Source organism: Priestia sp. ST2 (assembly GCF_055810735.1).
Window position 1 is genome coordinate 186,050 of sequence record NZ_JBVVNT010000005.1, and the last position, 25,577, is coordinate 211,626.

The 25,577-nt window shown below is 36.8% G+C and carries 23 protein-coding genes; 9 read left to right on the top strand and 14 right to left on the bottom strand.

Going from position 1 to position 25,577, the window contains the following annotated elements; translation table 11 throughout:
• Positions 1-53: 53 nt before the first annotated feature.
• The 6 genes from AC0KUU_RS22395 to AC0KUU_RS22420 form a co-directional block, all read right to left on the bottom strand.
• On the bottom strand, positions 54-1,544 hold the full coding sequence (locus AC0KUU_RS22395; protein ID WP_322552503.1) for an ATP-dependent helicase ComFA: 1,491 nt from the start codon (positions 1,542-1,544) through the stop codon (positions 54-56).
• Positions 1,545-1,641: 97 nt separating this feature from the next.
• Complete coding sequence (locus AC0KUU_RS22400; protein WP_043977440.1) at positions 1,642-2,487, bottom strand: DegV family protein; 846 nt, start codon at positions 2,485-2,487, stop codon at positions 1,642-1,644.
• Positions 2,488-2,593: 106 nt separating this feature from the next.
• Positions 2,594-3,031, bottom strand: a complete 438-nt coding sequence (locus AC0KUU_RS22405) for a YaaR family protein (RefSeq protein ID WP_043977443.1) — start codon at positions 3,029-3,031, stop codon at positions 2,594-2,596.
• A gap of 113 nt (positions 3,032-3,144) precedes the next feature.
• A complete protein-coding gene (fliS, locus tag AC0KUU_RS22410; protein WP_322552540.1) occupies positions 3,145-3,576 on the bottom strand; it encodes a flagellar export chaperone FliS in 432 nt (143 codons plus the stop codon).
• A gap of 422 nt (positions 3,577-3,998) precedes the next feature.
• Positions 3,999-4,682: a response regulator gene (locus tag AC0KUU_RS22415; RefSeq protein ID WP_013059772.1), complete on the bottom strand. Its 684-nt coding sequence runs from the start codon at positions 4,680-4,682 to the stop codon at positions 3,999-4,001.
• Positions 4,683-4,759: 77 nt separating this feature from the next.
• Positions 4,760-5,908, bottom strand: coding sequence for a sensor histidine kinase (locus tag AC0KUU_RS22420; protein ID WP_013059773.1), 1,149 nt, complete (start codon positions 5,906-5,908; stop codon positions 4,760-4,762).
• A gap of 439 nt (positions 5,909-6,347) precedes the next feature.
• Between AC0KUU_RS22420 and AC0KUU_RS22425 the strand changes: the two genes are divergently transcribed.
• Together AC0KUU_RS22425 and AC0KUU_RS22430 are read left to right on the top strand one after the other, a co-directional pair.
• Positions 6,348-6,983, top strand: a complete 636-nt coding sequence (locus AC0KUU_RS22425; protein ID WP_043977446.1) for a YigZ family protein — start codon at positions 6,348-6,350, stop codon at positions 6,981-6,983.
• A 195-nt stretch (positions 6,984-7,178) separates the two neighbouring features.
• Positions 7,179-8,177: an LCP family protein gene (locus tag AC0KUU_RS22430; protein WP_230184024.1), complete on the top strand. Its 999-nt coding sequence runs from the start codon at positions 7,179-7,181 to the stop codon at positions 8,175-8,177.
• Positions 8,178-8,215: 38 nt separating this feature from the next.
• Here the strand turns inward: AC0KUU_RS22430 and AC0KUU_RS22435 are convergent, their stop codons facing one another.
• Positions 8,216-9,268 (bottom strand): glycosyltransferase family 4 protein, encoded by a 1,053-nt coding sequence (locus tag AC0KUU_RS22435; RefSeq protein WP_013059776.1) that lies wholly within the window; start codon positions 9,266-9,268, stop codon positions 8,216-8,218.
• 629 nt (positions 9,269-9,897) lie between these two features.
• Between AC0KUU_RS22435 and AC0KUU_RS22440 the strand changes: the two genes are divergently transcribed.
• Together AC0KUU_RS22440 and AC0KUU_RS22445 are read left to right on the top strand one after the other, a co-directional pair.
• Entirely contained in the window at positions 9,898-10,431 is a 534-nt protein-coding gene (locus AC0KUU_RS22440; RefSeq protein WP_013085444.1) for an NfeD family membrane protein, read from the top strand.
• Positions 10,432-10,451: 20 nt separating this feature from the next.
• The gene (locus AC0KUU_RS22445; RefSeq protein ID WP_013085445.1) at positions 10,452-11,981 is read left to right on the top strand and encodes a flotillin family protein; all 1,530 of its coding nucleotides are present in this window, start codon (positions 10,452-10,454) and stop codon (positions 11,979-11,981) included.
• A gap of 36 nt (positions 11,982-12,017) precedes the next feature.
• On the opposite strand, the gene AC0KUU_RS22450 is transcribed toward AC0KUU_RS22445, so the two are convergent.
• The 3 genes from AC0KUU_RS22450 to galU form a co-directional block, all read right to left on the bottom strand.
• The gene (locus tag AC0KUU_RS22450; protein WP_013059779.1) at positions 12,018-12,725 is read right to left on the bottom strand and encodes a WecB/TagA/CpsF family glycosyltransferase; all 708 of its coding nucleotides are present in this window, start codon (positions 12,723-12,725) and stop codon (positions 12,018-12,020) included.
• Between the two features lie 66 nt (positions 12,726-12,791).
• Entirely contained in the window at positions 12,792-14,075 is a 1,284-nt protein-coding gene (locus tag AC0KUU_RS22455; RefSeq protein WP_013059780.1) for a nucleotide sugar dehydrogenase, read from the bottom strand.
• Positions 14,076-14,320: 245 nt separating this feature from the next.
• The gene (gene galU, locus AC0KUU_RS22460) at positions 14,321-15,205 is read right to left on the bottom strand and encodes a UTP--glucose-1-phosphate uridylyltransferase GalU (RefSeq protein ID WP_016765909.1); all 885 of its coding nucleotides are present in this window, start codon (positions 15,203-15,205) and stop codon (positions 14,321-14,323) included.
• A gap of 241 nt (positions 15,206-15,446) precedes the next feature.
• On the opposite strand from galU, the gene AC0KUU_RS22465 reads away from it, so the two are divergent.
• From AC0KUU_RS22465 to AC0KUU_RS22475, 3 genes are all read left to right on the top strand, one after another.
• Positions 15,447-17,009 carry a replication initiation protein gene (locus AC0KUU_RS22465; protein WP_322552504.1) on the top strand — a complete coding sequence of 521 codons (1,563 nt, stop codon included), beginning with the start codon at positions 15,447-15,449 and terminating at the stop codon, positions 17,007-17,009.
• A complete protein-coding gene (locus AC0KUU_RS22470) occupies positions 17,002-19,632 on the top strand; it encodes a DEAD/DEAH box helicase (RefSeq protein WP_043977456.1) in 2,631 nt (876 codons plus the stop codon). Before AC0KUU_RS22465 ends, AC0KUU_RS22470 begins: the two co-directional genes overlap by 8 nt.
• A 297-nt stretch (positions 19,633-19,929) precedes the next feature.
• The gene (locus tag AC0KUU_RS22475; protein ID WP_043977459.1) at positions 19,930-20,976 is read left to right on the top strand and encodes a C40 family peptidase; all 1,047 of its coding nucleotides are present in this window, start codon (positions 19,930-19,932) and stop codon (positions 20,974-20,976) included.
• 536 nt (positions 20,977-21,512) lie between these two features.
• Here AC0KUU_RS22475 and ssb read toward each other — a convergent pair.
• Positions 21,513-21,875: a single-stranded DNA-binding protein gene (ssb, locus tag AC0KUU_RS22480; protein WP_016765913.1), complete on the bottom strand. Its 363-nt coding sequence runs from the start codon at positions 21,873-21,875 to the stop codon at positions 21,513-21,515.
• Between the two features lie 96 nt (positions 21,876-21,971).
• Here ssb and AC0KUU_RS22485 point away from each other — a divergent pair, with 96 nt between their 5' ends.
• Complete coding sequence (locus AC0KUU_RS22485) at positions 21,972-22,409, top strand: YwpF-like family protein (RefSeq protein ID WP_014457773.1); 438 nt, start codon at positions 21,972-21,974, stop codon at positions 22,407-22,409.
• Positions 22,410-22,932: 523 nt separating this feature from the next.
• Entirely contained in the window at positions 22,933-23,355 is a 423-nt protein-coding gene (locus AC0KUU_RS22490) for a helix-turn-helix domain-containing protein (RefSeq protein ID WP_034648293.1), read from the top strand.
• 28 nt (positions 23,356-23,383) lie between these two features.
• Here the strand turns inward: AC0KUU_RS22490 and fabZ are convergent, their stop codons facing one another.
• From fabZ to AC0KUU_RS22505, 3 genes are all read right to left on the bottom strand, one after another.
• The gene (fabZ, locus tag AC0KUU_RS22495) at positions 23,384-23,818 is read right to left on the bottom strand and encodes a 3-hydroxyacyl-ACP dehydratase FabZ (protein WP_013059788.1); all 435 of its coding nucleotides are present in this window, start codon (positions 23,816-23,818) and stop codon (positions 23,384-23,386) included.
• 83 nt (positions 23,819-23,901) lie between these two features.
• On the bottom strand, positions 23,902-24,723 hold the full coding sequence (locus AC0KUU_RS22500) for a flagellar hook-basal body protein (RefSeq protein WP_322552505.1): 822 nt from the start codon (positions 24,721-24,723) through the stop codon (positions 23,902-23,904).
• A 23-nt stretch (positions 24,724-24,746) separates the two neighbouring features.
• On the bottom strand, positions 24,747-25,571 hold the full coding sequence (locus AC0KUU_RS22505; protein WP_322552506.1) for a flagellar hook-basal body protein: 825 nt from the start codon (positions 25,569-25,571) through the stop codon (positions 24,747-24,749).
• Between the last annotated feature and the right edge of the window lie 6 nt (positions 25,572-25,577).

Sequence of the window (25,577 nt, forward strand, 5' to 3'; positions counted from 1 at the left end):
TGACCTCCAATCGAAAGAAGAGACAAGAGGTTCAAAACAAATCAGACATATTGTCATCGATCAACCAGCCCTTCCTTATAAGCTAGAGCATTCATATATTCAATATGCTCTTTTGCTTTTCGCATAGACAGAGACTGCCCATAATGAAAAAAGACCACGTCTCCCGTTGGAAATTGAGCACTCCTCCCCACTCTTCCTGAAATCTGAACAAGAGCACTTTCAGTAAAAATCGTTTCTTCTGCTCCCAATACTGCAACATCTATATTGGGAACCGTTATGCCTCGCTCTAATATTGTTGTCGTTACTAAAATAACGAGCTGCCCTTCTCTAAATTTCATTACTTTTTCTTTTCGCTGAGAATCTTCAGCATGGACACCGTCTACCTTTTCCGTCAGCTTCCTAATCATGTCTGTGATCGGAGCAATCCACTTAATTTGCGGGACGAAAATAAAGCATTGTTTTCCTTCATTTATTCTTTTTTTCAGCCATTTCTCAACATTAGCAGGCAAAATATCTGTTTTCATTTTTTTCTTCCAATTGCCACACCATTCAAACCGAGGAACAGGAATAAGCATTCGATGATAGCGGGCTGGAATTTTGACTACTTGTTTTTTCCCTTGCTCAACGTCTTTTTTTAATGATTCATTTGGAGTCGCTGTTAAATAAATCTTTGATGCAGCGTGTTTAGCTGCTTTTGCAACAGCATAGTGCAGCATAGGCTCCGTCGAATACGGAAATGCATCTACTTCGTCAATAATCAACACATCGAATGCTTGATAATAATGCAGAAGTTGATGAGTGGTGGAAATAATAAGAGAGGATTCATGAAAACGGTCTTCGCTGCCTCCATACATAGCCAGCACAGACATATCCGGGAATGCCGATTGAATTCTTGGCTTTAACTCAATAACTACATCTGTTCTTGGAGTAGCAATACAGACTTTCTTTCCGCTGTTCAACGCTGCTTCAATACCTTTAAATAAAATTTCCGTTTTTCCTGCTCCGCAAACAGCCCAAATTAACAGCTCTTCATCTTTTTTTATAGCTTGAATGAGTTCATTTGAAGCAAGTTCTTGAGCTTTAGACAGCATCCCTTTCCAATTCATCACGCTGCTTTTTGGCAGAACATTACTTGTTGGTCCTTCCCAGTTTATAAAAGGTGTGCACTCACTTACTTTCCCCATCACAATACATGCTCGGCAATAGTAGCACTCCTGGTGACATCTACTGCATGGAAATGAAGCAAAATAAAAGGGGCTATCACTTCCACACCGGTTGCATTTATATCCATTTTCTTTCTGGGTAAGTGCTTTTTGATAGGAAATATATCCGTTTAGATAATGTTCATGAATGAGAGATAAAGGATAGGGATTCTGAGTTAGTAGAAGCTGCTTTCCGCTTAGAGAGCGCTGAAGATCTAAAGAGTAGGGGTATGAAGGATTTAAAGGCGGAGTTCTCCACGTATCGATTTTTGAGAGAGGAAAAGCAGCTGGGCTAGGTACTTGAACGGGATTTAGCAATTCTTGTTTAACAGTAAAAAGCATATCTTCATTCCTTTCGATGTTTATCGTACACATCTATATACGCAAAAAAAGGTGCTTTTTCCTGCAAAAAAACCAAATCAAATGATTTGGTTTTCGATTACTTTTTATACCACCCTATACCGATGGCACCTTCACCTAAATGCGTGCCAATCACAGCGCCAAAATAAGAAAGACTCCATTCAATATGAGGATATTCTTGTTCTAAGTCTCGTTGAATTTCTTTTGCTTCACTTTCACGATTAGAATGAATAACTACAGCTTTCATAGGTACATTTTCTTTTGCATCCTCATCAAGAAGCTCCGTGATTCGTTTTAACGCTCGCTTACGCGTACGAATTTTTTCAAACGGAACAATTTTTTTAGATTCAAAATGTAGCACTGGCTTTACTTGAAGCAGACTGCCGATAATAGCCTGAGCAGCATTTAGGCGACCTCCACGCTGCAAGTGAGATAAATCATCTACCATAAAATACGCACGCATTGATAGTTTCATCTCTTCAAAACGCGCAATGATTTCGTCAGGATGTTTATTTAATTGAACCATCTCGGCTCCTTCAATCGCATAAAAGCCTTGAACCATACAGCTGATTTCTGAATCAAATACGTGCACGTCAAAGTCTTCTACCATGCTACCTGCCGTCAAAGCTCCCTGATACGTTCCGCTAATTCCACTAGATAACGTAATAACGATAGCAGCATCGAATTGATCTCGTTTTAACTGTTCAAACAACTCTACAAATTCTCCGATAGCAGGCTGAGAAGTGGTTGGAAGATTTTTTGCTTCTTTAATTTTTTCAAAATATTGATCTGCAGTCATATCTACTTCTTCACGATATGTTTCTTCACCGAAAATAACGCTTAGCGGCACCATATGTATATGATAGTTTGATCGAATTTCCTCTGATATATAGGCGGTACTATCTGTAATAATTGCTGTTTTCATAAGATAGGGATCCATCCTTTGTTATATAAAATAATTTCACTCTATTCTACAACATTTAGGATTAAAATGCATGTAACGAGAGGTTTACCTATTAGTAAAAGCTCCCTTACGTATACATATTAATTAACAAACCTTGAATTTCTCCAACCCGCTTGAGTAAATTTAAACTGTCTTTTTCTTTTTGAAGGATATCATTTGTCAAGTCAACTAGTTTCGTATCCACTTCTTTCACTAACTTATATACTTTAGTCGTTCCTCTATGATTAAATCCTCTTTCTTCATGAAGTTCAAAGCCATTTTTAACGACTTCGTTCATAAACTGCTTCACAAGCGTCTTATATTTCCGCAAAGAATCAATAGTTTGACTTTTCACTAACTGCTTTCCCTGTTCTTCAACTTTATTTATCACTTGAGTTAAATGTTCATAGGTTAGTTCTTTTTGTTTCTTGGCCATTACTCCTGTAAATGAAACCGAACCACTTACTTCTTTTTCTCTAATGAGATTCATGGAAGAAGAAAGACTGTTAATTCGCTGTACCTCCACTATGTATCTCTCCTTTCTCTGTTAGTATACACTCCATTCAATTTAGACTTTTAGATGTGCTAGCTGAAAGTTTCGAGAGGCATCTGATGCGTGGATATGATGATGATTACCCTTTAGCTAATAGTGATGCTTATGTGCTGTTCATAAGAAGACAGCTTGTTTTTTCGGAGCGAAGAGGTAACTTTAGGCTTCGCTTTTAACACTTCATTCCAAGCGTTAGAAAGCTTCTTCATCATTTGTTGAACTTCACATAAAATAAACGTATCTTTTTTTAAATTAGCCATAATTAATCGCTCAGACATATAGTTGTACAGGGTATCTAACTGCTCTGCAATGATACCTGCTTGATATGTTAAGCCAATTCCTAGCCGATATAAAATATCGTTGCACTGTTTAATTTTTTCATTCGCTGTAAAATAATCGCTGTGTTGAATTGCTATAACAGCTTCATCAATATTTTGAATGAATTTTTCATACATCATAGCTGTTAGCTCTTGCGGAGATTTATGATAGATTAATTCTTCCGTTATAAAATTCAGCTTCATCACCTTCTTGTCTTCTTTAAATCAGTTTTCTATTTATTTCACTAAAAGCTAACTTATAAATTTTTAAAGGACACCAGTTGAGGTTTGAATAAATTCTTCTAAGACCTCATATGTATCTGAATGTATTAAAGACCTTTTTTTACAAGAGCATGCATCAACTTGATGGACATTATTTTGAGGTATGAATGCTTTCGTCGAAGGTTGTAGGATCCTTAAGATTTCCTTTATGCTTAAGCGAAGTTAAAGGACGAGTAAATGTGTAAAGGTATCACCCTTTTCCTTCCTAAAAGATATTTTCTCCCCTTAACTTATCGGTTGTTTTACTCTCTCATTAAACATGACTTTTTACCTACAATTTCAAAAAAATTTATAAAAAGAAAAAAAAAGTCCGATATACCTAGTTGTATATCGGACTTTTGAACTTATCTTACTTCTACCCAACCGTTTTTGATTGCCACAACAACAGCTTGAGTACGATCATTTACATTCATTTTTTGCAAAATATTACTCACATGGTTTTTAACGGTTTTTTCACTAATATATAATGCTTCTCCGATTCCTCGGTTACTTTTACCATCAGCTAACAGTTGTAGCACTTCGCACTCACGACGTGTTAACAAATGTAGTGGACGGCGAATCTCAATTGGTTCGTGCGGATAAGAAGACGATTGTCCTTGAGCTGCTAGTCGACGGTACTCTTTTACTAAACTATGCGTTACTTTCGGGTGTAAATATGAACCACCTTCTGCAACTACTTTCACCGCCTCAATTAACGCATCCGCATCCATTTCTTTTAGCAGATAGCCTCGTGCACCTGTTTGTAAGGCGTGAGTTACATATGTCTCATCATCATGGATAGATAAGATAATAACTTTAGCGTCCGGATTTACTTCTACAAGCTTTTTCGTAGCTTCTACACCATTTACAGCCGGCATGTTAATATCCATGATTACAACATCAGGTTGATGTTCTTCTACAAGGTCAATAACTTCGCTACCGTCGTCACCTTCTGCAACTACTTCAAAATCTTTTTCGAAATCTAAAATTCTTTTTACTCCTTCACGGAATAATTGGTGATCGTCGATTATGATAATTCTTGTCTGCATGTTTGATTCCTCCCCAAATCGAACAACAAATGTTTTACTCTATATTGACCCCTATTTATATACATATCTCTGCCTTTTTAAGCGGCTATAATCGGTACTTTAATCATAACAAGCGTGCCTTGGTTAATTTTCGAATGAACAGAAATAGTCCCATCTAACAAATCAACACGCTCTTTCATTCCTATTAAGCCGAACGAATTCTCTTTTTTCTCTTCTTGATTAAAACCGCAGCCGTCATCTTTGACAAGCAAAATAGCGTGTTCATTGTTGAACTCTATCTTCACTTGGATTTCCGTCGCATCTGCATGTTTTAATGCGTTCGTTACAGCTTCTTGCACTAGACGAAACAGTGCTACTTCTAATTTTGAAGCAGTTCGCTTCTCTTGTCCAATGGAAATAAACGTAATCCGAGGCTTGCCCTCGTTATAATCTTCGATTGTATCAAGATATTTACGCAGCGTCGGAATTAGACCTAAGTCGTCAAGTGCCATCGGTCTTAAATCATATATAATTCGACGCACTTCGTATAGGGCAGAACGAACCATTTTTCGTAAATCTCGAATTTCCTCCATTGCTTCTTTTGCACTACGTTCCCGGTAAATTCGGTCAATTAATTCCGATCTCATCATAACATTTGCAAGCATTTGAGCTGGGCCGTCATGAATCTCTCTTGACAAACGTTTCCGTTCCTCTTCCTGAGCTTCAATAATCCGAAAGCCAAAATACTCTTTTTGAATGGCATCTTCTACTATTTCCCCTACTTGTTTTAAATCACTTGTTAAATAATTTAACACAACAGAAATTTGACCTACTAGGTGATCTGCACGTTTAATCGTTTCTTCTAATGTAAGCAAGCGTCTTTCTAGTTCATCTCGACGATTACGCAGCTGATATTCGCTTTGCTGATTCATCAGCAGCTTGGTTTGTAATTCGTGTGCTTTTTCATAAGCGTCTTTTACTTCAGGCTCTGAATAAATTTGAAAATGTCGGCTCACATCAGACAAACGCTTTCGAGCCAACCTTGCCTGAGTTTCCAATTTATCGCCTTGCTCTATCGTCTCAAGAACTTTCCCTTTTAACACTTCTAACTCTTCTTTTATTTGCTGATATTCTTGTCTGGCATCTTCAGAAAGACGATAGACTTCATTTTTACTATCTCCCACTGTGCCAATAATCTTCTCAAAAATTTCATCAAGTGCCTTACTTGTTAATTTATGTTTCGACATTTACTCACCCCAAACTATACTCACATTCGGAGAAATGTCTATACGTTCATGCTATATATAGTATTCGTATGACCTATCTGAATTGTGAGGATAAGATCCATATTTTCTCCCTATCTGACTTTTTATATCCAAAAAGTAACGGTTGTTTTTAGTACCCTCAAACTCGACATCAATCGACGCTTGACTCGCGTTATTTGAATAGATTACCATTTACGCTCACTCTTCAACAGTGACTAACTGCCTGTTTAAACCATTTCATTATTTAGCTATACAAGCCTGCACACTCTTTTATTATAACGTATATTCTGTATAGCTTGTTCAAGTGATGTTGAATTTGATTAATTGATGTCTTTTCATAAACATTTTATACTAATAGCAAGTAAACAGTACGTAAATACCCGTTTTTCTTCTATTTATAACGCTAAGGAGGATTTTTTGATTGTTATCACAATATTATACCGTAAAACAAGAAGGTTCACATGAAATCACTATTCAAAAATCTAGATTCATTTGTCATATGAAACGTGTAACAACTGAGGAAGAAGCTCAGCAATTTATTCAAGACATTAAAAAACAGCACTGGAACGCTACTCATAACTGTTCAGCTTACCTAATTGGAGAACGAGATCAATTTCAAAAAGCAAACGATGATGGAGAACCAAGTGGAACAGCAGGCGTACCAATGTTAGAAGTGCTTAAAAAAAGAGGCTTAAAAGATACGGTGGTCGTCGTTACGCGCTATTTCGGAGGCATTAAATTGGGCGCAGGTGGCTTGGTGCGCGCATATGGGAAATCTGTTTCCGAAGCGTTAAATGAACTAGGTACAGTCAAACGAACTCTCATGGCAGTTATGCACACAACCATCGACTATACATGGCTTGGAAAATTAGAAAATGAGCTTCGCAGTTCCGTTTATCTATTAAAAGAAATCCACTACGCAGATATGGTAGAGATTGAAACATTTGTAGAGGAAGCTCAAACAGAAGCATTTACTGAATGGATGACCGAGCTAACAAACGGCCAAGCAGATATTCGAGCAGGTGAGACGACCTATTTAGAACAAGATGTAGAATGAATTATTTACTCTTATTAAAAAACATTGTACAATTGATAAATAGCGCAACTATTCTGATGGTTGCGCTACTTGTCAATGAGTAAAAACCTCGTACAGATGCATAGCTTTGACGAGTTTGATTCATACATTCCAATTTATAACACATACTAAGTGTCACAATAAGTGTTCGAATATACGAATAAAAGGAGAAACCGTATGGCTCAATATAGACGTTTTCAAAAAAGAGTAAACAAACGGAAAAGAAAACGAAGGCTTTTTACATTTTTTCTGTTACCTATCCTTATTTTAGGGCTTTCTGCAACCGCTTATGGCTCTTATTTGTTTGTTAAAGCTAAAACAGTAGCTTCTGATTCTTATGAAGGACTCGGAGATCGCGATAACTCTCCTATGCGTGATCGTAAAATCGATCCCAAAAAAGATGATATATCTATTTTATTTATGGGCGTAGATGATAGTGAAACCAGGAAATTCGGAAAATCAGCCCGTACGGATGCTTTAATTTTGGCGACCTTTAACGAAACCAATAAAACCGTAAAGCTTGTAAGCATACCTCGAGATTCGCGGGTTTATATACCTGAAGTGAACAGAAAAGATAAAATTACTCATGCGCATGCTTACGGAGGTCCAAAAGCAACTGTAGAAACGGTAGAACAGCTGTTTAATGTCCCTGTTGATTACTATGTTAAAGTGAATTTTAAAGCTTTCACAGACATTGTAGACTCACTTGGGGGAATCAATTTTGATGTACCTTATGCGATGAGTGAAAAGGACTCAAAAGATCGTCATAATGCTATTGTCTTAAAACCAGGAAATCAACATTTAAATGGCGAAGAAGCGTTAGCTGTTGCTCGAACACGAAAACAAGACAACGATATTGAGCGAGGAAAAAGACAACAGCAGTTGATTGAAGCTATGATTAAAAAAGCTGCTTCCATTGGATCACTAAATAAATATGGAAATCTTATCGAAGCTGTTGGCGATAATATGAAAACGAATTTAATGTTCGGTGAAATGCTTTCGTTTTATGATTATGCTTCGAAAAAAGTAGACATCGAAACCATTAACTTAGACGGCAGCGATGAAAAAATTAACGGCGTGTACTACTTTAAACTAGACAATGATTCAGTGGAAAAAGTAAGTGAAAAGCTCCGCAAGCATTTAGGCATTGAATCAACTTCAGATACAACAGAATAATTAAAAAGACCTCTTGGATATCCAAGAGGTCTTTTTAATTAATTTTTTAAACGAAGTCCACGAACCATGTTGAGAATTGGCCTATATGTCTTATCAACTAGTCCTATTTTTTCAACGATAATTTCAATCGCTACAAGGAGGATAGCTAGTACAAGAAAAGACCCCCACATTGTTTGTACCTTTGAGAAGATAACTGCCGCTAAACCAAATATCGCACTCATTCCATAAATAATTAAAACCGTTTGTCTATGGCTGTACCCTAAGCGCAACAAGCAATGATGCAAATGAGATTTATCAGGAGCCGATAGCGGTTGATTTTTTACGATTCGGCGAATAATAGCAAAGAACGTATCTGAAATTGGTACCCCTAAAATAATAACTGGAACAATGAAGGAAATAACCGCTACATTTTTAAATCCTAACAGAGACAATACAGAAATCATATAGCCTAAAAATAGTGCTCCTGTATCACCCATAAAAATCTTAGCGGGGTGAAAGTTGTAAAATAAAAATCCGAGCGTACTTCCCAATACGATGAAACCCATGCTTGTCACAAACACATTGCCCATCATAATAGCCATACCCGAGATGGTAATCAATACAATAGAGGAAACGCCGGCAGCTAATCCATCCAATCCATCAATTAAATTAATAGCATTGGTAATTCCTACAATCCATAATACCGTAATTGGAATACTTAACATTCCGAATTCTAATTTTCCGCCAAACGGCAAGTTAATGAAGTCAATTTGGACTCCACCGTATACAACAACAATTAATGTCGCTACTAGCTGACCGCCTAATTTGATTTTAGCGGATAGCTCAATCATATCATCTAAGACACCGGTAATGATGATAATGATGCTTCCGATTAAAATCGGCAGCGCATATTTACTGTCAGGCTGTAAAACGAGGTATCCAATAAGAAAACTAAAAAATATCGCCAAGCCTCCAAGGCGAGGCATAATTTTTTGATGAACTTTTCGTTGATTTGGTTTATCTGTTGCACCTATTTTAAACGCCAGCTTCTTAACCAGCGGAGTGATCAGAATAGATGTAATAAAACAAATAAACAAGGTCAAATATAGCATGGAGACCCTCCTCAGGTTTATGTTAACCAAAACCATAAAAAATGTATCCAACTTTATATAATTGGATAGTATTTCAAATTGCGTATAACAATAATTACTTACTTATTCCCAAAATGGATTATATCACAATGATTCTACTACTTAAATAGAAATTTATTCTCAAAAATTAGCACATTTACAAACTATCAATAGAAAAGAACTGTATTTTTTGGTGTATAAACAGCTGATTTACTTTATTCTTATGTGGTTATTTTATGTAGAACATTTTCTTTACTATACTTTATTAAAATATAAGCGAACTCCCCCCTTTTCGTCTAATTTATTCGTCATCTCTAACTCTTTTTCCTTTTTATTAAGCATATTTAAACCTTTATTTTTATTTCACATGGCCCCACTCATTATATGAACAAACTTTTGACCTATGCATATCCACTATTTCAAACCACATTCACTGAATCGTTGTCCTTATCTTATATCATTTAAAAGTTAAAATATAGTGAAATGGATAGAGATAAAATTAAACAAAAAAAGGAATTTTATCAAAAAAATGAAACTTTTTTTGATGGGGTTCGTAATACATAGTAGGAACAGCATCAATCATCTTACATAAAGGGGGTGTTGAATGAACTATGTTCGGTCTATCTGTTCAAACAGTGTATTTGTATGGATTAATTATCTGCGGAAGTCTCACCTTCTTATACATTTTATTTAGCGATTTGTTAGATGGATTATCTGAAGCGATACCTTTTTTTAACCCCACTCTTCTTTTTTCTTTTTTAACATTCTTTAGTGCCAGTGGATATTTGTTCGCCTATACGTCATTGCAAAATTATTGGATTATTTCGATTTCCGCTCTTATTGCCCTTCTACTCGTTATTTTGCTCAACGTTTTTGTATTGATTCCTTTATCATCGGCTGAAGAATCTCTTGCTTTTACTGAAGATTCGTTAAAAGGAAGACTTGGTACCATTATTACTTCCGTTCCTGCAGATGGTTATGGAGAAGTATTTATCGAAGGGGTTAGCGGCACTATCTCTAAACCCGCTGCCAGCTTTAAAAACACTGCTATACCTTTAGGCAGCAAAGTGCTTGTTGTAGATATACAAAGGGGCAACGCACTCGTTGTGATTTATGAAGAAGTTATGACCAATCACTCATTATAAATAGTATTAGGGGGAGTTTTATGTTTTCAACACCTATATTAGTTGTCGTTGGAATTGTTGTTTTTTTATTAATTGCGCTGATTGCCGTATTTATTACAAAATACCGTACAGCAGGTCCAGATGAAGCGTTAATTGTAACAGGAAGCTATCTGGGAAATAAAAACGTGCATGTCGATGAATCCGGAAACCGCATTAAAATTGTTCGCGGAGGGGGTACGTTTGTGCTGCCAGTTTTTCAGCAGGCTGAGCCTCTGAGCTTGCTGTCAAGCAAACTGGAAGTATCTACACCTGAAGTATATACAGAACAAGGTGTTCCTGTTATGGCTGATGGGGTATCAATCATCAAAATTGGAGGTTCTATTTCAGAAATTGCAACGGCCGCTGAGCAGTTTTTAGGCAAAGCAAAAGAAGATCGCGAAACCGAAGCTAGAGAAGTCTTAGAAGGTCACCTTCGCTCGATTCTTGGTTCTATGACGGTAGAAGAAATTTATAAAAACCGTGAAAAATTCTCTCAAGAAGTACAGCGCGTAGCTTCACAAGATTTGGCTAAAATGGGATTAATTATTGTATCGTTTACAATTAAAGACGTTCGGGATAAGAACGGCTATCTAGAATCTCTAGGGAAACCTCGTATTGCTCAAGTTAAGCGAGATGCTGACATTGCAACAGCGGAAGCTGAAAAAGAAACAAGAATCAAGCGTGCTGAGGCTCATAAAGATGCCCAAAAAGCGGAGCTTGAGCGAAATACAGAAATCGCGGAAGCTGAAAAAATGAATCAGTTAAAAACCGCTGAATATCGTCGCGAACAAGATATTGCCAAAGCTCGTGCTGACCAAGCATATGATCTAGAAACAGCTCGCGCGAAACAAGATGTAACAGAACAAGAAATGCAAATCCGCATCATTGAACGTCAGAAACAAATTGAGTTAGAAGAAAAAGAAATTCTTCGTCGTGAGCGTCAATACGATTCTGAAGTAAAAAAGAAAGCAGATGCAGATCGTTACTCTGTTGAGCAATCCGCAGAAGCTGAAAAAGCAAAACAGCTTGCTGAAGCAGACGCCAACAAATATCGAATTGAAGCAATGGCTAAAGCTGAAGCTGAACGCGTTCGAATTGATGGTTTAGCAAAGGCTGAAGCTCAGCGTGCCCAAGGTGAATCTGAAGCTGAAATTATCCGCTTAAAAGGTTTAGCTGAAGCTGAAGCTAAACAAAAAGTAGCTGAAGCATTCGAGCAGTTCGGTCAAGCGGCTATTTTAGATATGATTATCAAGATGCTTCCTGAATATGCAAAACAAGTTGCAAGTCCTTTAGCAAATATCGACAAAATTACGGTTGTGGATACAGGAAGCAACGGTGAAAACAGCGGAGCTAATAAAGTGACTGGCTATGCAACAAACTTAATGTCTTCTCTTCAAGAATCGCTGAAAGCATCCTCAGGTATAGATGTGAAGGAATTGATTGAAAACTTTTCTGGAAAAGGAAATGTGCGACAAAGCTTGCACGAACTAACGGATGAAATCAAGCAGCAAAACAAGAAAGAAGATATCTAAAAATAAAAAGCATGCGGATTATATCCGCATGCTTTTTTAACCTCTTAGCACTCGAAGAAGAAACCTAGGTAATTCTAACTGACGCTTCCATCTCCATGGTTCTTTTAACAGTCGATAAAGCCACTCTAAACCAAACTTTTGAAAAACAGCAGGTGCTCGGTTCAATCGTCCTGAAATAACATCGAACGAGCCCCCTACGCCTTGATAAACAGAAGGATTAAGTTTCTCTTTATGAGCAATAATCCAATTTTCTTGGGCTGGACTGCCTAAAGCCACAAAAACAATTTCTGCTCCTGAATCATTAATCGTACGTTCAATAACTTCTTCATTTTTTTCATAGCCATTTAATGTTCCAACAATTAAAATCCCTGGAAACATCTCTTCCAACTTAGCTTTGGCTTCATCTGCAATTCCAGGCTTGGCTCCGTATAAAAAAATTCTTTTACCGTTATTCGTTGCTTCTTTACACAGCTTCAGCATCATATCAATACCCGTTACACGCTCACGAATACGTCCCTTTTTGAGCTTTGAAGCTAAAATCACACCGATCCCATCTGGAATTTGATAAGTCGCTTGATTTAATAGTGACTTTAATTCCCTGTCTTCTTGTGCTTTCATAATTTTTTCAGGGTTGATTGCTACAATAAATGATTTTCGGCCTTTATCTATATCCTGAAGTAACTTTACCGCTAGCTCATCGTACGTGTCGCTACAAACGTCTATTCCTAAGATGTTTTCCTTCATTAAATCACCCGTATGTTGATTTTTTAGTTTTTTACAAACGAAAGACAGGCTGTTCAGCCCGTCTTTTTATAAAGTAGAAACTTTTGAATCACCAAGTAACACTACGTCAAAGCCTGCTGCTTTCCATTGATCACGCTGAATGCAGTTTTTCGTATCAAAAATAACTTTTGTACGCATGTGATTTTCAACAGCTGATGGAAGAAGCTCTTTGAACTCATTATGATCTGTTAAAATAAGAATCACATCCGCATGTGCAACAGCTTCATCCAAACTTTGCGTCTGACGTTCGATTTTATTCTCTTTGATATGAGGATCAAATGCTGTGTAATCAACGCCCAGTTTTTCTAAATGATGAAGTACATCCGTTGATGGACTTTCACGCATATCGTCAATATTTCCTTTAAAAGCTAAACCTAAAACAGCTACACGTCCATGTTGAATGCCCTTTTCATCTAGTAGGCTTTTCGTTTTCAATGCTGTATATTCAGGCATTGAATCATTTGTATGACGAGAAAGAGAAATAATTTTTGCTAGTTCTGGCTGAAGCTCCGTTAAGAACCAAGGGTCAACAGCAATACAGTGGCCGCCTACACCAGGACCTGGTAAATGAATGTTTACACGTGGATGATAGTTCGCTAACTTAATCGCTTCCCACGCATTTACACCAATTTTTTCACTGATTTTTGCCAGCTCATTTGCAAACGCAATGTTCACATCACGATATGTGTTTTCGATTACTTTCACCATTTCAGCTGTTGTAGCATCCGTTACGTGAATATTTCCTTTTACAAATGTTTTATAAAGCTCAACAGTCAAACGACTAGACTCTTCGTTAATACCACCGACAATACGGTCATTATTTACTAATTCCTCAAATACTTTTCCTGGAATAACGCGTTCAGGTGAATGAGAAACAAATAACTCACTGCCTAATTCTAAACCCGTTTCTTTTAGCACAGGTAGCATAACGTCTTCTACTGTACGCGGAGGAACTGTGGATTCTAAAATTACTAAATTTCCTTTACGAACGTAAGGAACAATCGATTTTGTCGCTTCTCGAACATAGTTCAAGTTTGCCGTTTTATCTTCATTAATTGGTGATGGTACAGCAATAATAAAAATATCCGCCTCTTCAGCTGTTGTGCCTACCGTGAAGTGGCCGTTGTCAACTGCTGATTCTAAACGTTCTTGTAAGCCGTTTTCTTCTATATGAAGTTGCTTATTTTTAATTAATTCTACTGCTTTTTCATTTACGTCGACACCATGTACATATAAGCCGTGATTGGCAAACATAACAGCTGTCGGTAAACCTATATATCCTAAACCAACTACACACAATTTCTTTGTCATTGCAGAAAATCTCCTTTATATGACATGCTTAATAAATAAAACCTATCTGATATTATATCGAAAAATGTCATTTCATGATAGCATTTATATAAAAACATGAAATAATTTCTTTTACTTATTATTATGTAACATTTTATGAGAATTCATCAATAAACGATATAACCATCTTTTGTACAACGAGCTCTAACCCAAAAGAACTATTGAAAATCTCCTTGATTCCCAATAGTTCCCTTAGTAAATATATTTTACATATGCCCTTCTTTTTCGACAATTTCTCTAAAATAGCTCACTAACTCTTCTCGCAGCGGTTCTCTTTGCAGAGCTAAATCAATTGTTGCTTTAATGAATCCAAATTTATCTCCAACATCATAACGCTTTCCTTCAAAATAGTAAGCAAGAACACGTTGGAATTCATTCAGACGTAAAATAGCATCTGTTAATTGAATTTCTCCTCCTGCGCCAATCTCTTCTCTGCTCAAGATATCAAAAATTTCCGGTGTTAAAATATAGCGCCCCATAATTGCATAGCCTGAAGGGGCCTCTTCTGGATTCGGTTTTTCAACGAGCGTTTCTACGTCTAATAACCCTTTTTCAAGAGGCTCTCCTTTAGGACCTACAATTCCGTACTTTGAAGTTTCTTTTCTAGGCACCTCCTGTACACCAACTACAGCGCATTCATATTTTTCGTATACGTTCATTAACTGTTTCAAACAAGGTGTTTCTGATTGAACTACATCATCGCCTAGCATAACAGCAAAAGGTTCATCTCCGATAAAACTTCTTGCACAGTGAATGGCATGACCTAATCCTTTAGGTTCCTTTTGACGAATGTAGTGAACATTAGCCAAATTCGAAATCCCCTGCACTTCTTCGAGCATGTCCCACTTTTCCTTTGCAGCTAATGTTTCTTCTAACTCATATGATTTATCAAAATGGTCTTCAATTGCTCGTTTTCCGCGACCGCTTACAATTAAAATATCTTCAATACCTGATGCTACTGCTTCTTCCACAATGTATTGAATCGTTGGTTTATCTACAATTGGCAGCATTTCTTTAGGCTGTGCTTTTGTAGCCGGCAAAAAGCGTGTCCCTAATCCAGCTGCTGGAATAATAGCTTTACGAATTTTCACTTACTTTTCCTCCTGTCAATGTCAATCGTGCTTATTGGTTATAGTATAGTAAGTCTGCGATTGAGTATGTACACAAAGTCATGTTGAATCCATTTCTTTTTATAAAGAGTCATGTTGGATTCTGCTTTATCATAACAAAAGATTTTGTATAATTCTATTTTTATCATTTATAATGAAAAGAAAATTAATCACTTATAAATATAATTTTATGCTCCACTTATGTATAGAAAGGAATGGGATTATGAGTTCGTTTTCAGATCACTTACAGCACCAATTTATACAGCATTTCCCGTACAGTGATGCACGTTATCGCACAAATGCCCAAGCAGGGCTAGACCTTTACCGTACCCATTCATTCTTCATTTTGCACAATGATGCACAGATATTAAACGTTAAAATCGATTCGTTTTATGTGGAACTAAACAAGCAGTTGCTCCCTGAAAGTACCTGTTCTTGTCAGCATAACGGATTTTGTGAACACTGCTTTGCAGCGTTTTTTTATATGTACTCATTAATAGAACCGCTTGCGCCTCTATTCAAAGAATGGCGAAACCATGAAAAAGCAGCTTTGACTATGCTATCTGCCAAACAAGTGTTAAAAAAGCCGAAGGCAACTTTTCAAGAGTGGAGACAAACTTTTGAGGAGCAGTATACGCTTTTTATGCAGGGGCGGAACGAAAATGACCGTTCCATTTATCATGAATATTATCAGTACTATTACCGTGCTTTAGTGAAAAAGGCTCCTGAGCACCCATTGCTTTATGCTTTATTTTGTATGTATGGAGCGGTTCATACATTCTATAAACTATCAGCTCAATTACAGGCACATCAGCTTTCTACTAACATCGAGGAATCATTCGTATATAGTCACGTCTACAAAATAACAAATGAAATTTATGCTACCGCTGATTCGTTAAAGCAAATGAAATACGATGGAGATGCATTATCTATTATAGAGGACAGCATTCCATACATCCGAGAATTATTGCATAAAGATATGCCTTTACAATATGAACGTATTGAGATTTATCGCGTTATTTGGCAAAAAATCTTCACGTTAGAAAAGTGGCGAAAAATTGAGGAAAGCAAATTAAAAGCTAAGTACGGTTCTTTTATAAACAATACAGCTCTTTCCTATCTTTTATTCCTTCAAGAAAAAGATGGCGAAGCAAAAGAACGTTTGAGCGATGAAACACTACAAATGATTCCCTATCTTATTCCTTGGTTAAATGATTTATTGCATGAAAAAGAAACTGACCGCTTTGCTCAGTGGGGCTCTTATATAATGACCTATATAGGAGATTACGTACGCACCGTTCCGACTACTTATCAAGGAAGCCGAAACATGGTCTCCATGATTGTAAATTTATTTGAGCACTATAAAGACTTAACGAACGATCAAACTTTGTATACTGAAGCATTGCAAACGTTACTTCCCTATAGTTTTATTGAATACAGTGATTTTCTATATGCTTCTGACCAATTGAAAAAGTGGGTTGAATTACAGGTGCTTCTTCAATATGACAGCATCAAATATGACGAGCAAACGATAGAAGCCTTAAAACAAAAAGATGAAAAGCTGGTTATTCCTCTTTATCATCAAATGATTTCAAAGCTGATTTATGAAAAAAAGAAAAGCAGTTATCAAGAAGCCTATATCTACTTACAAGAATTAAAGAGACTTTATCTACAAATGAATCGCTCTCTACTATGGGAACATTATATGGAAGAATTAGCGATAAAAACAAAGAAACAGCGCTCGTTTCAACAACTATTAGAAAAAGGAGATTTACTGAATGTTTGATTTGTTTCATTTAACACTTGAAGTCGAACCTGTACACGGTGACTTTTTTCTCTACTGTGTATCACCTAGCGGCCAAATTTTGCTCCCTGATACATGGAAAGATGCGCTGTTTCTATGGCATGAACAGACCTATTACGGAAGCGAAGCCACACAGGTTGAGATTAATGGGAAAAAAGGAATTCTTCTTTCTGCATGGCAAATGTTCACTTTCATACAATTACCTATTCAACAGCATGTGTTGAAACCGGCTTTGTCCGCTTCAGCGGAAGCTTATCAGCAAATTGCAGTCGATATGGCAAAGAGGATTATCAAAGGGAAATTTCATTCTCTTCCTTTAAAAAAACAAATGACTGGATCGCTTTCACAAGCTGATGAGCAAGAGTGGCGAGCACAAATTAAAGAGAACTTGTTAAAAAAAGAAGGAAAGGACTTTTTAATAAGCATAGAAGGCGAGAGCTATAATCCTCCCTTTGACCTTTCATTGCGTATTGTAGAGCCAACGACCGATGGAGATGTATGGACGGCTGAAACATTCGTGATTCCCCACGATGAAGCCAAAGAACCTTTTATACTTGGAAGAACGCTTCCTAAAGAGTGGAACCACTACGAATCATATATCGCTTACGAACACGAACGATGGAAAGCATTGGCTCCTACTTTATACCAAAAAGGAGCTTTTATTCAGTCTGTCCTAACAGATGAGGAAGTATGGGAATTTCTAACTCAAGATAGTGCAGCATTGATTAAACAAGGTGTCTCTATCCATTTGCCAAGCTGGTGGGAATCATTAAAAAAAGCCACCATCAAAGTATCTGGCACTATAGAAAATACTTCATCTGCATTATTTGGTAAACAAGCTATCAGCAGCTTCCGCTGGTCATTTTCTATTGGCGATCAAACTTTCTCAGAAGAAGAGTTTCGGAAATTAGTCGAACAAAAACGCCGATTATTATCTATTAACGGACAGTGGATTCAACTGGATTCTAGATTAATTAAACAAGCGCAGAAAATTGTTAAAGAAGCTAGTAAAAAAGGCGTCTCAATTCATGAAATTTTAAAAACGAAGCTAACCTACATGGCAGACAGTAAAACCGATGAAGAAGAGGTAAAAGTTGAGTTCCAACTACCCGCTTCCTTTCAATCATTTATTACATCCTTAACGGATTTAGAACGGCTGCCGGAAGTGCTGCCTCCCTCTGAATTTAAAGGTACATTAAGACCTTATCAGCAGCAAGGTTTGAATTGGCTCATGTTTTTGAGAAAGTTTAACTTAGGAGGATGTCTAGCAGATGACATGGGGCTAGGTAAAACCATTCAATTAATTAGTTATTTAACAAATATTCATCCGTTACATAGCTCTCCTTCTCTTATCGTTTGCCCAACTTCTTTAATTGGAAACTGGGAAAAAGAATTACAGAAATTTGCCCCTTCTCTTCGTGTTCATGTTCATTACGGGCCGAAAAGAACCAGCGGATACGCATTTGAGAAGATATGTGAAAGTACTGACGTTGTGATCACGACTTATCAAGTTGCTCTTTTGGATGTCGAATTGTTGAAAGGGTTTATGTGGAACAGCATTTCCTTAGACGAAGCACAACATGTTAAAAACCCGCAGACTAAACAGGCGAGAGCTATCCGTCAGCTGCAAGGAAGACACAAAATTGCACTTACTGGAACTCCAATTGAAAACCGTCTGCTGGAACTATGGTCATTATTTGAATTCATCAATCCTGGTTACTTAGGAACAATCAATTCATTTAAAAACCGATTTGTAGCAGGCATTGAAAAAGGCGAGAAACCTGAACGAACTGTTGAGCTTAAAGCACTCATTCAGCCTTTCTTATTGAGAAGAACAAAACAAGATAAAAACATCGCCCGCTCACTGCCTGATAAACAAGAACAAAAAGAATATATCCCGCTGACAGCGGAACAAGCTTCACTTTACCAGGAGCTAGTTCAAGGAATGCTTCAAGAAACAAAGGAAAAAACAGGATTTGAACGAAAAGGCATGATTTTGCAAACACTAAATAAGCTAAAATTATTATGCAACCATCCAGCTTTGTACTTAAAGGAAAGTACAGCTAAACAAACGGTACGGCGATCTCATAAAAGTCAAAAAATTATTGAACTCGTAGAGAGCATTCGCACACAGCAAGAAAGCTGTTTAATCTTTACTCAGTATATTGAAACAGGACTCATGCTGCAAAGAACCTTAGAAAAAGAAATCAACGAGCCAGTTTTATTCCTTCACGGGAGTTTGTCAAAAGAACAACGAGATGCAATGGTTGCTCAATTTCAAGCAAGGAAAAAAGCCATCTTTATCCTTTCTCTTCGCGCAGGTGGAACTGGATTGAATTTAACAGCTGCAAATCACGTTATTCATTTTGACCGATGGTGGAACCCAGCCGTTGAAAACCAAGCAACCGATCGCGCCCATCGAATTGGGCAGAATAAATTTGTTCATGTTCATAAGTTTATTACAAGAGGAACGATTGAAGAAAAAATTGATGAAGTAATCAATCAAAAACAACATCTAAACAATGAACTCATCCAAGGAGATCAATGGGTAACAGAACTTTCTAATAAAGAACTACAAGAGCTTCTTGCATACAGAAATGAATAAGAAAAATTATAAAATGTGTTACAACGTTACTAAAAAGAGGACTTTTTTACTTGTCCTCTTTTTTTATTAGATCATTCGACACAAAAAAATAAGTGTAAATCAATCTCCAGCTACTGATAAAGATACAAAAAACGCAATAAATAGCTTTTTTTGAATAAAAAGGTATTTTTATAGCGAAAAAGACCCTTTACTTTCTCTTTAAATTCCAGCATATTTATACATATAATATTTTTGTAATTTAATAGACATATTGGAAAAATAAACACGGAACATTTACATAATTAGGGGGATTTATTAATGAAAAAAAGGCAGCTCGCTTTATCTCTAGGCGCCATTGTTGGCGGGACATTCTTATATCAAGCTTCAGCTGAAGCATCTGCTTCAACTGTTCAAGTAAAAGCTGGAGATACACTTTGGTCATTATCTACCAAATACCATACAACGGTAGAAGCTTTAAAAAGCGTAAATAAGTTATCTTCAAATACAATTCACATAGGACAAACGTTATCGATTCCTTCTGCTTCAACCTCTCAACCATCTAATAAGGAAGAAAAGCCTTCAGCTCCTGCTACTGGTTCGACTTATAAAGTTCAAAGCGGCGATACCCTTTGGAAAGTTGCTACTCGTTTTAATATGAGCGTAGAAGAATTAAAACGTTTGAACGCTCTTTCTTCTAACATTATTTATATTAACCAAACGTTAAAAGTAAATGGAAGCAATAGCGCATCGACTCCAACTACGAGTAAACCAGCAGAAACTCCTTCTAAGGATGCAAACGGAACTTACAAAGTTCAGCGTGGAGATAGCCTATCTAAAATAGCTTCGACATTTCACATGAGCGTGAGTGAGCTAAAACAAATAAACGGATTAACGTCTAATACGATTTATGTAAATCAACAATTAAAGGTATCAAAAAGCAGCCAAACAACTACGCCAACAACAAAACCAAGTACATCCACACCTTCAACTTCTAACGGAACATTAAATGTATCGCAAATGATTTCAGATGCAAAACGTTATATAGGTGTTCCTTACAAATGGGGTGGCACAACTCCTTCTGGTTTTGACTGCAGCGGATTCATTTATTACGTAACGAAACAACAAATTTCTACAACGCGCTATACGACGGCTGGTTATTGGAGTGTATCAACACCCGTCAGTAATCCACAGCCTGGAGACTTAGTGTTTTTTAATACATATTCTAGCGGTCCTACACATATGGGCATTTACCTTGGTAATCGTCAATTTATTCATGCTGGATCTTCTACGGGTGTAACCATTGCAAGCTTAGATAACAGCTACTGGAGCAAGCGCTACTTAGGTGCAAAAAGATTTTCTAAATAATTGATAGAAGCTGAAACAAAAGTATTTTAGTTGAGGGAAGATCCGAACGAGTTTGATTCTTGATGGAGAATCAAACTCGTTCGGATTTTTTCATTGGTAGGGTCGACGTAGGTTTCATATATGTAGGTGCTTCTAGCTGTTGAGCGGAGGGCAAAGCGAAGACTCCTGGGAGAAAAGCAGAATAGATGAAACCGCGCGCAAGTGACGAGGAGGCTCATCAGCCGTCCGCGGAAAGCGAAGCCTTGCACGGAAATCAACAGTGGTGTAACAAATGATCCATACTAGCTCATCCCATTTGTTTGTCTTTAGATTGCATTAATTCAGTTATGTCTCAATCTCTTATATACAGAAAAAAACCGTTAAATGATTTAACGGCTGAAATAGAGGAATAGTTCGGGGATAGTGAATACTTTAATTTTCTCTCTTGAGAACATAGAAAGAGCCTTGCTCTTAAAAAGGATCTATCTTCTATTATGATAGATAAGAGGAATTAAAACCTTAGCTGAACTAATCACCCCCTTTCATACTAGATAACTTTATTCTTCTTGTTGATTTGAATCAAATGAAGAAAAACCGGATGGCTTTCCACTTAAAAACTTAACAGCATCAGCCACAACGTCAGTCATATATACTCGTTGCTGAAGATTATTTTCAAATGTGCGCGTTTGTACACGCCCTACTACACCTACAACCGCTCCTTTATCACAGTAAGCAGCCGTATTTTCTGCATTTTTTCTCCACAGAGTAATGTTGACAAAATCAGCATCATATTCACCTTCCACATTTCGAAACGTTCGATTAATTGCTAAAGTAATAGTAGATACTGCAATCCCTTCATGGGTATATCTAAGCTCAGGTTTTTTTGTCAGTCTTCCTACAAGAACAATATGGTTAATCATAGTCTACCACTCCAACTGATTGAATAATGGGAATCTTTAAGCTCATTCATGTTATAATATGGATAACCTACTATTTACGTAAAGGAGGAAACATCAATGAAAACATTTAAACTTGTGTCATTTCAATTGGTTGATGATCAAGAAAAGCGTCAGTCTGTCTCACTCACTAATGGCCTTATTATTAATAAAGAAGACGGCGAAAATAACTGGATTTTAGAAGCAGTTATCGATAAGAAATGGTACGATGAATTTCATGTTTTGTTGAAAGATAAACAAAAAATGACGGTAGAAGCTAAAATTACGAAAGAAACAAATGATCCGGCTACCTTTATAGCTACCGTGGCTTCCATTACTTCAATTGGTGAAAATCGTATTAGTTTGTTGATGAAAGGTGTTTTAAAAGAACGGAGACTTCATTATGCTGAAATGCTCTTAGAGGATTTAATTAACCAAGGGTTATCAGGTCAAGATTTACTTCAACAGTTCAAACTGCAGCTTCGAAACAGACCGATAAAAAGTACATCTAAAAAATAAGTCAAGTCATCTCAAGGTGTCTGGATTTAAAAGAGAGGATTATTGTTTGCGGTCTTTTTCGTTGGTGCATGAGAAGGGTAAAGAAAAGAGAACTGACTGGAGAGGTACCTTTCTTTTTTTCCTAAAAATAAATGAGCACAATTAGAACGTTTGAAGCGATTATCTCTTATGCGAGCGCCTTGCCTTTTCAAATAAAAATTTGTCATTTTTTCACTCCTTTTTCTTTGTAATTCGTATATTAATGCATTTTTCCCCGTTATTCAACCATTTTTTTCAATATACCGAACAAAAAATAGGATTTTTTTACTATAAAAACCTTTATTTTTGTTCTTTTTTTTATATCCAGGCAGAAAAATGAATCTTTTTAGAGAAAAAAAAGAAATAAAAACAGGTTTTATTCCCTTTATTGCAGAAGTTAAAGTGTATATGTTTCATATTGTGCGAATTTAGCATATTACAAAGAATATGAACTACATTCGAACAATAAGACATATATTTATCTTTACGAAATCAGGTGATGCATATGAAGGATTTTGGAGAAAGAATTAAGCAGTTCAGACTAAAAGGAGGATTTTCACAAGAAGAATTAGCAAATCAGTTGAATGTTTCTCGTACAACTATTTCAAAATGGGAATGTTCAAAACAAACGCCTTCCATTTTTGATTTTTTATCTCTATGTAATTGTTTTCAAATTACGCTGGACCAACTTATTGAGCCTTCCTCTTATAAACAAGATCATTTACATGACTTCCAACTTCTTTACTTAACAAGAAAATGTGAATCGGATTCACACGACGAGACCATTTTAACCCTCATAGATAAACAGCCCTTATTGAAACACGTGCTCTTACAATTTTCATCTCTGTCACCAACACTTCAAAAAGAGTTGCTAACGGATATTATACCTTTATTAAAGAAACTTTTTTCTGCTTTGCAGCGCCAATAAAAAAAGCTGCATCAGCAGCTCTTATGTACTATTCTTTTTTATCGCCTAAAGCAAACATAATATCTGTTTCGCAGACTAACTCTCCATCTACAGTTGCGATACCTTTTCCTTTGCCAATAGATCCACGCGCACGTACAATTTCAACCTCTAAACGCAGTTGATCACCAGGTCTTACTTGCTTTTTAAAGCGGCAGTTGTCAATGCCTGCAAAAAATGCTAAACGTCCTTGATTTTCTTCTTTTTTTAGCATAGCTACTGCTCCTACCTGAGCCAAAGCTTCTACAATTAAAACCCCTGGCATCACAGGATAGTCAGGGAAATGCCCGTTAAAAAATTCTTCATTGGCAGATACGTTTTTTAAACCAACTGCTTTTTTTCCCTCTTCCACTTCTAAAATACGATCGACCAATAAAAATGGATATCGGTGTGGAATAATTTCTTTAATTTGTTCAATATCAAGCATAAATAAGTCTCCTTTCAAACCGCATGTAACATACGATACTATTATCAATATACAGAATGCTCAATTGAGAAGCAACTACTTGCTTAAGCTCTGATTCCATTAACTAAGCCCATCATTTGATCTGCAATTGAAATAGAGCGGGAATTAAATTGATACGCACGTTGAGCAATGGACATATCAGTAAGTTCTTTACTCAAATCTACATTTGACTGTTCCAATTTCCCTTGCTCTACGCCTGCTGTTTCTCGAGCTTTTCCAGTCAAATCTGTAAACATATTCGGTTGGTTCATCCCTGCTGGAAAGGCAAATAGATTTTCTCCTTTAGCTTCGAGCACCTGAGGCTTTTGGACATTTGTTAATCCAAGTGTAAACTGGTCAACACCCTTATTCATAGTAACCGTTATCGTTCCACTTCCATCAATTTGTATATCTTTGAACGCGTTACTGAAAATAATAGCTTGACCATTTTCTCCCAGCACATCCTGACCAGAACCGTTTACTAATTTAACATTGTTCGGGCCTTCAGGGCTAAGATGAAAAGAACCATCTCTCGTATATTGTACAGGCTGTTGGGAATCGTTTACGGCAACTTGAAAATAAACGTTTGGATTTGATGCAGCTACATCTAATAGTTTATCTGTATTCTGAAAAGCACCTTGCGTCATATTCAAGCTCGTTTGATCTAAATAAGCGCCTGTGCCTTGCCAAATTCCAGCTGGCGTAAGCCGCTTTTCTGTTCCCTTATCTTCTTGATTGTTTACTTGTTGATACAGCATATCATTAAATGAAGCATCTCTCGCTTTATATCCTGTCGTATTTGTATTAAATAGATTATGACCAATGACATCAAGCTGCTGCTGCAGCTGTCCCATCGTATTGGCCGCTGTTATCATTGTGCGGTTCATCCTTCTCATCTCCCCTGTTGCTTTTAGCGCACACGCCCAATTTCATTTGCCGCTTTATCCATGCTTCTATCGTAAGCTTGCATTATTTTTTGATTTGCCTCAAAAGCTCTGTAAGCCGTTAGTAAATCAGTCATACTTTGAGCAGCATCTACATTGGAACGTTCAACAAATCCTTGCTTTAACTGATAAGAAATGCCTGGATTATTTCTTGCTGAAGGCAAAGGCTGATTGTTCAGCGTTTCATACAATCCATTCCCTGCCTTTTTAATCGTTTGTAAGTCACTAGCATAAGCAATATCGATTTGTGCGACCTGCTGATTATTTTCCGTTACGTTACCTTGTGAATCAACTGTAAAGTTTTCACTTTTTAGTTGAATTGGTTGATTATTTGTATTTAATACATAAGCTCCGGTAGACGTAGTTAAAAACCCTTCCTGACCTAATGTAAAATTACTGTTTCTTGTATATTGAGGCGTATTATCAGGGCTTTGTACCACAAAAAATAGTCCGCTCTCTTTTGTAGGCATATTTTGCTCCATCAATGCAATATCAGTTGATTGAGACGTTTGCTGAAGATCACCTTGTGTAAAATTTGGAACTGTTTCTTGCATATACACGCCCGTATTAATCGTACCTATTTCTTTTTTGTTCTGAACAGAGATGCTACGGTCAGTAGGTAAATCTTCAGATTCCATTCGCTGCAGCAACATATCAGGAAATGCCTTTAACGTACCTTGATCTGCTTTAAATCCTGGCGTATTAGCATTTGCTATGTTATTCGTTAATAAGTCAGTTTGACGCTGTTGAGACAGCATACCCGCCGCTGCCGTGTAAAACCCTTTAAACATACTTCA

Coding starts and splice junctions, on each gene's coding strand:
- AC0KUU_RS22395 (WP_322552503.1), bottom strand. CDS start 1,544: ATGCTTTTTACTGTTAAACAAGAATTGCTAAATCCCGTTCAAGTACCT.
- AC0KUU_RS22400 (WP_043977440.1), bottom strand. CDS start 2,487: ATGAAAACAGCAATTATTACAGATAGTACCGCCTATATATCAGAGGAA.
- fliS (WP_322552540.1), bottom strand. CDS start 3,576: ATGAAGCTGAATTTTATAACGGAAGAATTAATCTATCATAAATCTCCG.
- AC0KUU_RS22415 (WP_013059772.1), bottom strand. CDS start 4,682: ATGCAGACAAGAATTATCATAATCGACGATCACCAATTATTCCGTGAA.
- AC0KUU_RS22420 (WP_013059773.1), bottom strand. CDS start 5,908: ATGTCGAAACATAAATTAACAAGTAAGGCACTTGATGAAATTTTTGAG.
- AC0KUU_RS22430 (WP_230184024.1), top strand. CDS start 7,179: ATGGCTCAATATAGACGTTTTCAAAAAAGAGTAAACAAACGGAAAAGA.
- AC0KUU_RS22435 (WP_013059776.1), bottom strand. CDS start 9,268: ATGCTATATTTGACCTTGTTTATTTGTTTTATTACATCTATTCTGATC.
- AC0KUU_RS22440 (WP_013085444.1), top strand. CDS start 9,898: ATGTTCGGTCTATCTGTTCAAACAGTGTATTTGTATGGATTAATTATC.
- AC0KUU_RS22445 (WP_013085445.1), top strand. CDS start 10,452: ATGTTTTCAACACCTATATTAGTTGTCGTTGGAATTGTTGTTTTTTTA.
- AC0KUU_RS22450 (WP_013059779.1), bottom strand. CDS start 12,725: ATGAAGGAAAACATCTTAGGAATAGACGTTTGTAGCGACACGTACGAT.
- AC0KUU_RS22455 (WP_013059780.1), bottom strand. CDS start 14,075: ATGACAAAGAAATTGTGTGTAGTTGGTTTAGGATATATAGGTTTACCG.
- AC0KUU_RS22465 (WP_322552504.1), top strand. CDS start 15,447: ATGAGTTCGTTTTCAGATCACTTACAGCACCAATTTATACAGCATTTC.
- AC0KUU_RS22470 (WP_043977456.1), top strand. CDS start 17,002: ATGTTTGATTTGTTTCATTTAACACTTGAAGTCGAACCTGTACACGGT.
- AC0KUU_RS22475 (WP_043977459.1), top strand. CDS start 19,930: ATGAAAAAAAGGCAGCTCGCTTTATCTCTAGGCGCCATTGTTGGCGGG.
- ssb (WP_016765913.1), bottom strand. CDS start 21,875: ATGATTAACCATATTGTTCTTGTAGGAAGACTGACAAAAAAACCTGAG.
- AC0KUU_RS22485 (WP_014457773.1), top strand. CDS start 21,972: ATGAAAACATTTAAACTTGTGTCATTTCAATTGGTTGATGATCAAGAA.
- AC0KUU_RS22490 (WP_034648293.1), top strand. CDS start 22,933: ATGAAGGATTTTGGAGAAAGAATTAAGCAGTTCAGACTAAAAGGAGGA.
- fabZ (WP_013059788.1), bottom strand. CDS start 23,818: ATGCTTGATATTGAACAAATTAAAGAAATTATTCCACACCGATATCCA.
- AC0KUU_RS22500 (WP_322552505.1), bottom strand. CDS start 24,723: ATGAACCGCACAATGATAACAGCGGCCAATACGATGGGACAGCTGCAG.
- AC0KUU_RS22505 (WP_322552506.1), bottom strand. CDS start 25,571: ATGTTTAAAGGGTTTTACACGGCAGCGGCGGGTATGCTGTCTCAACAG.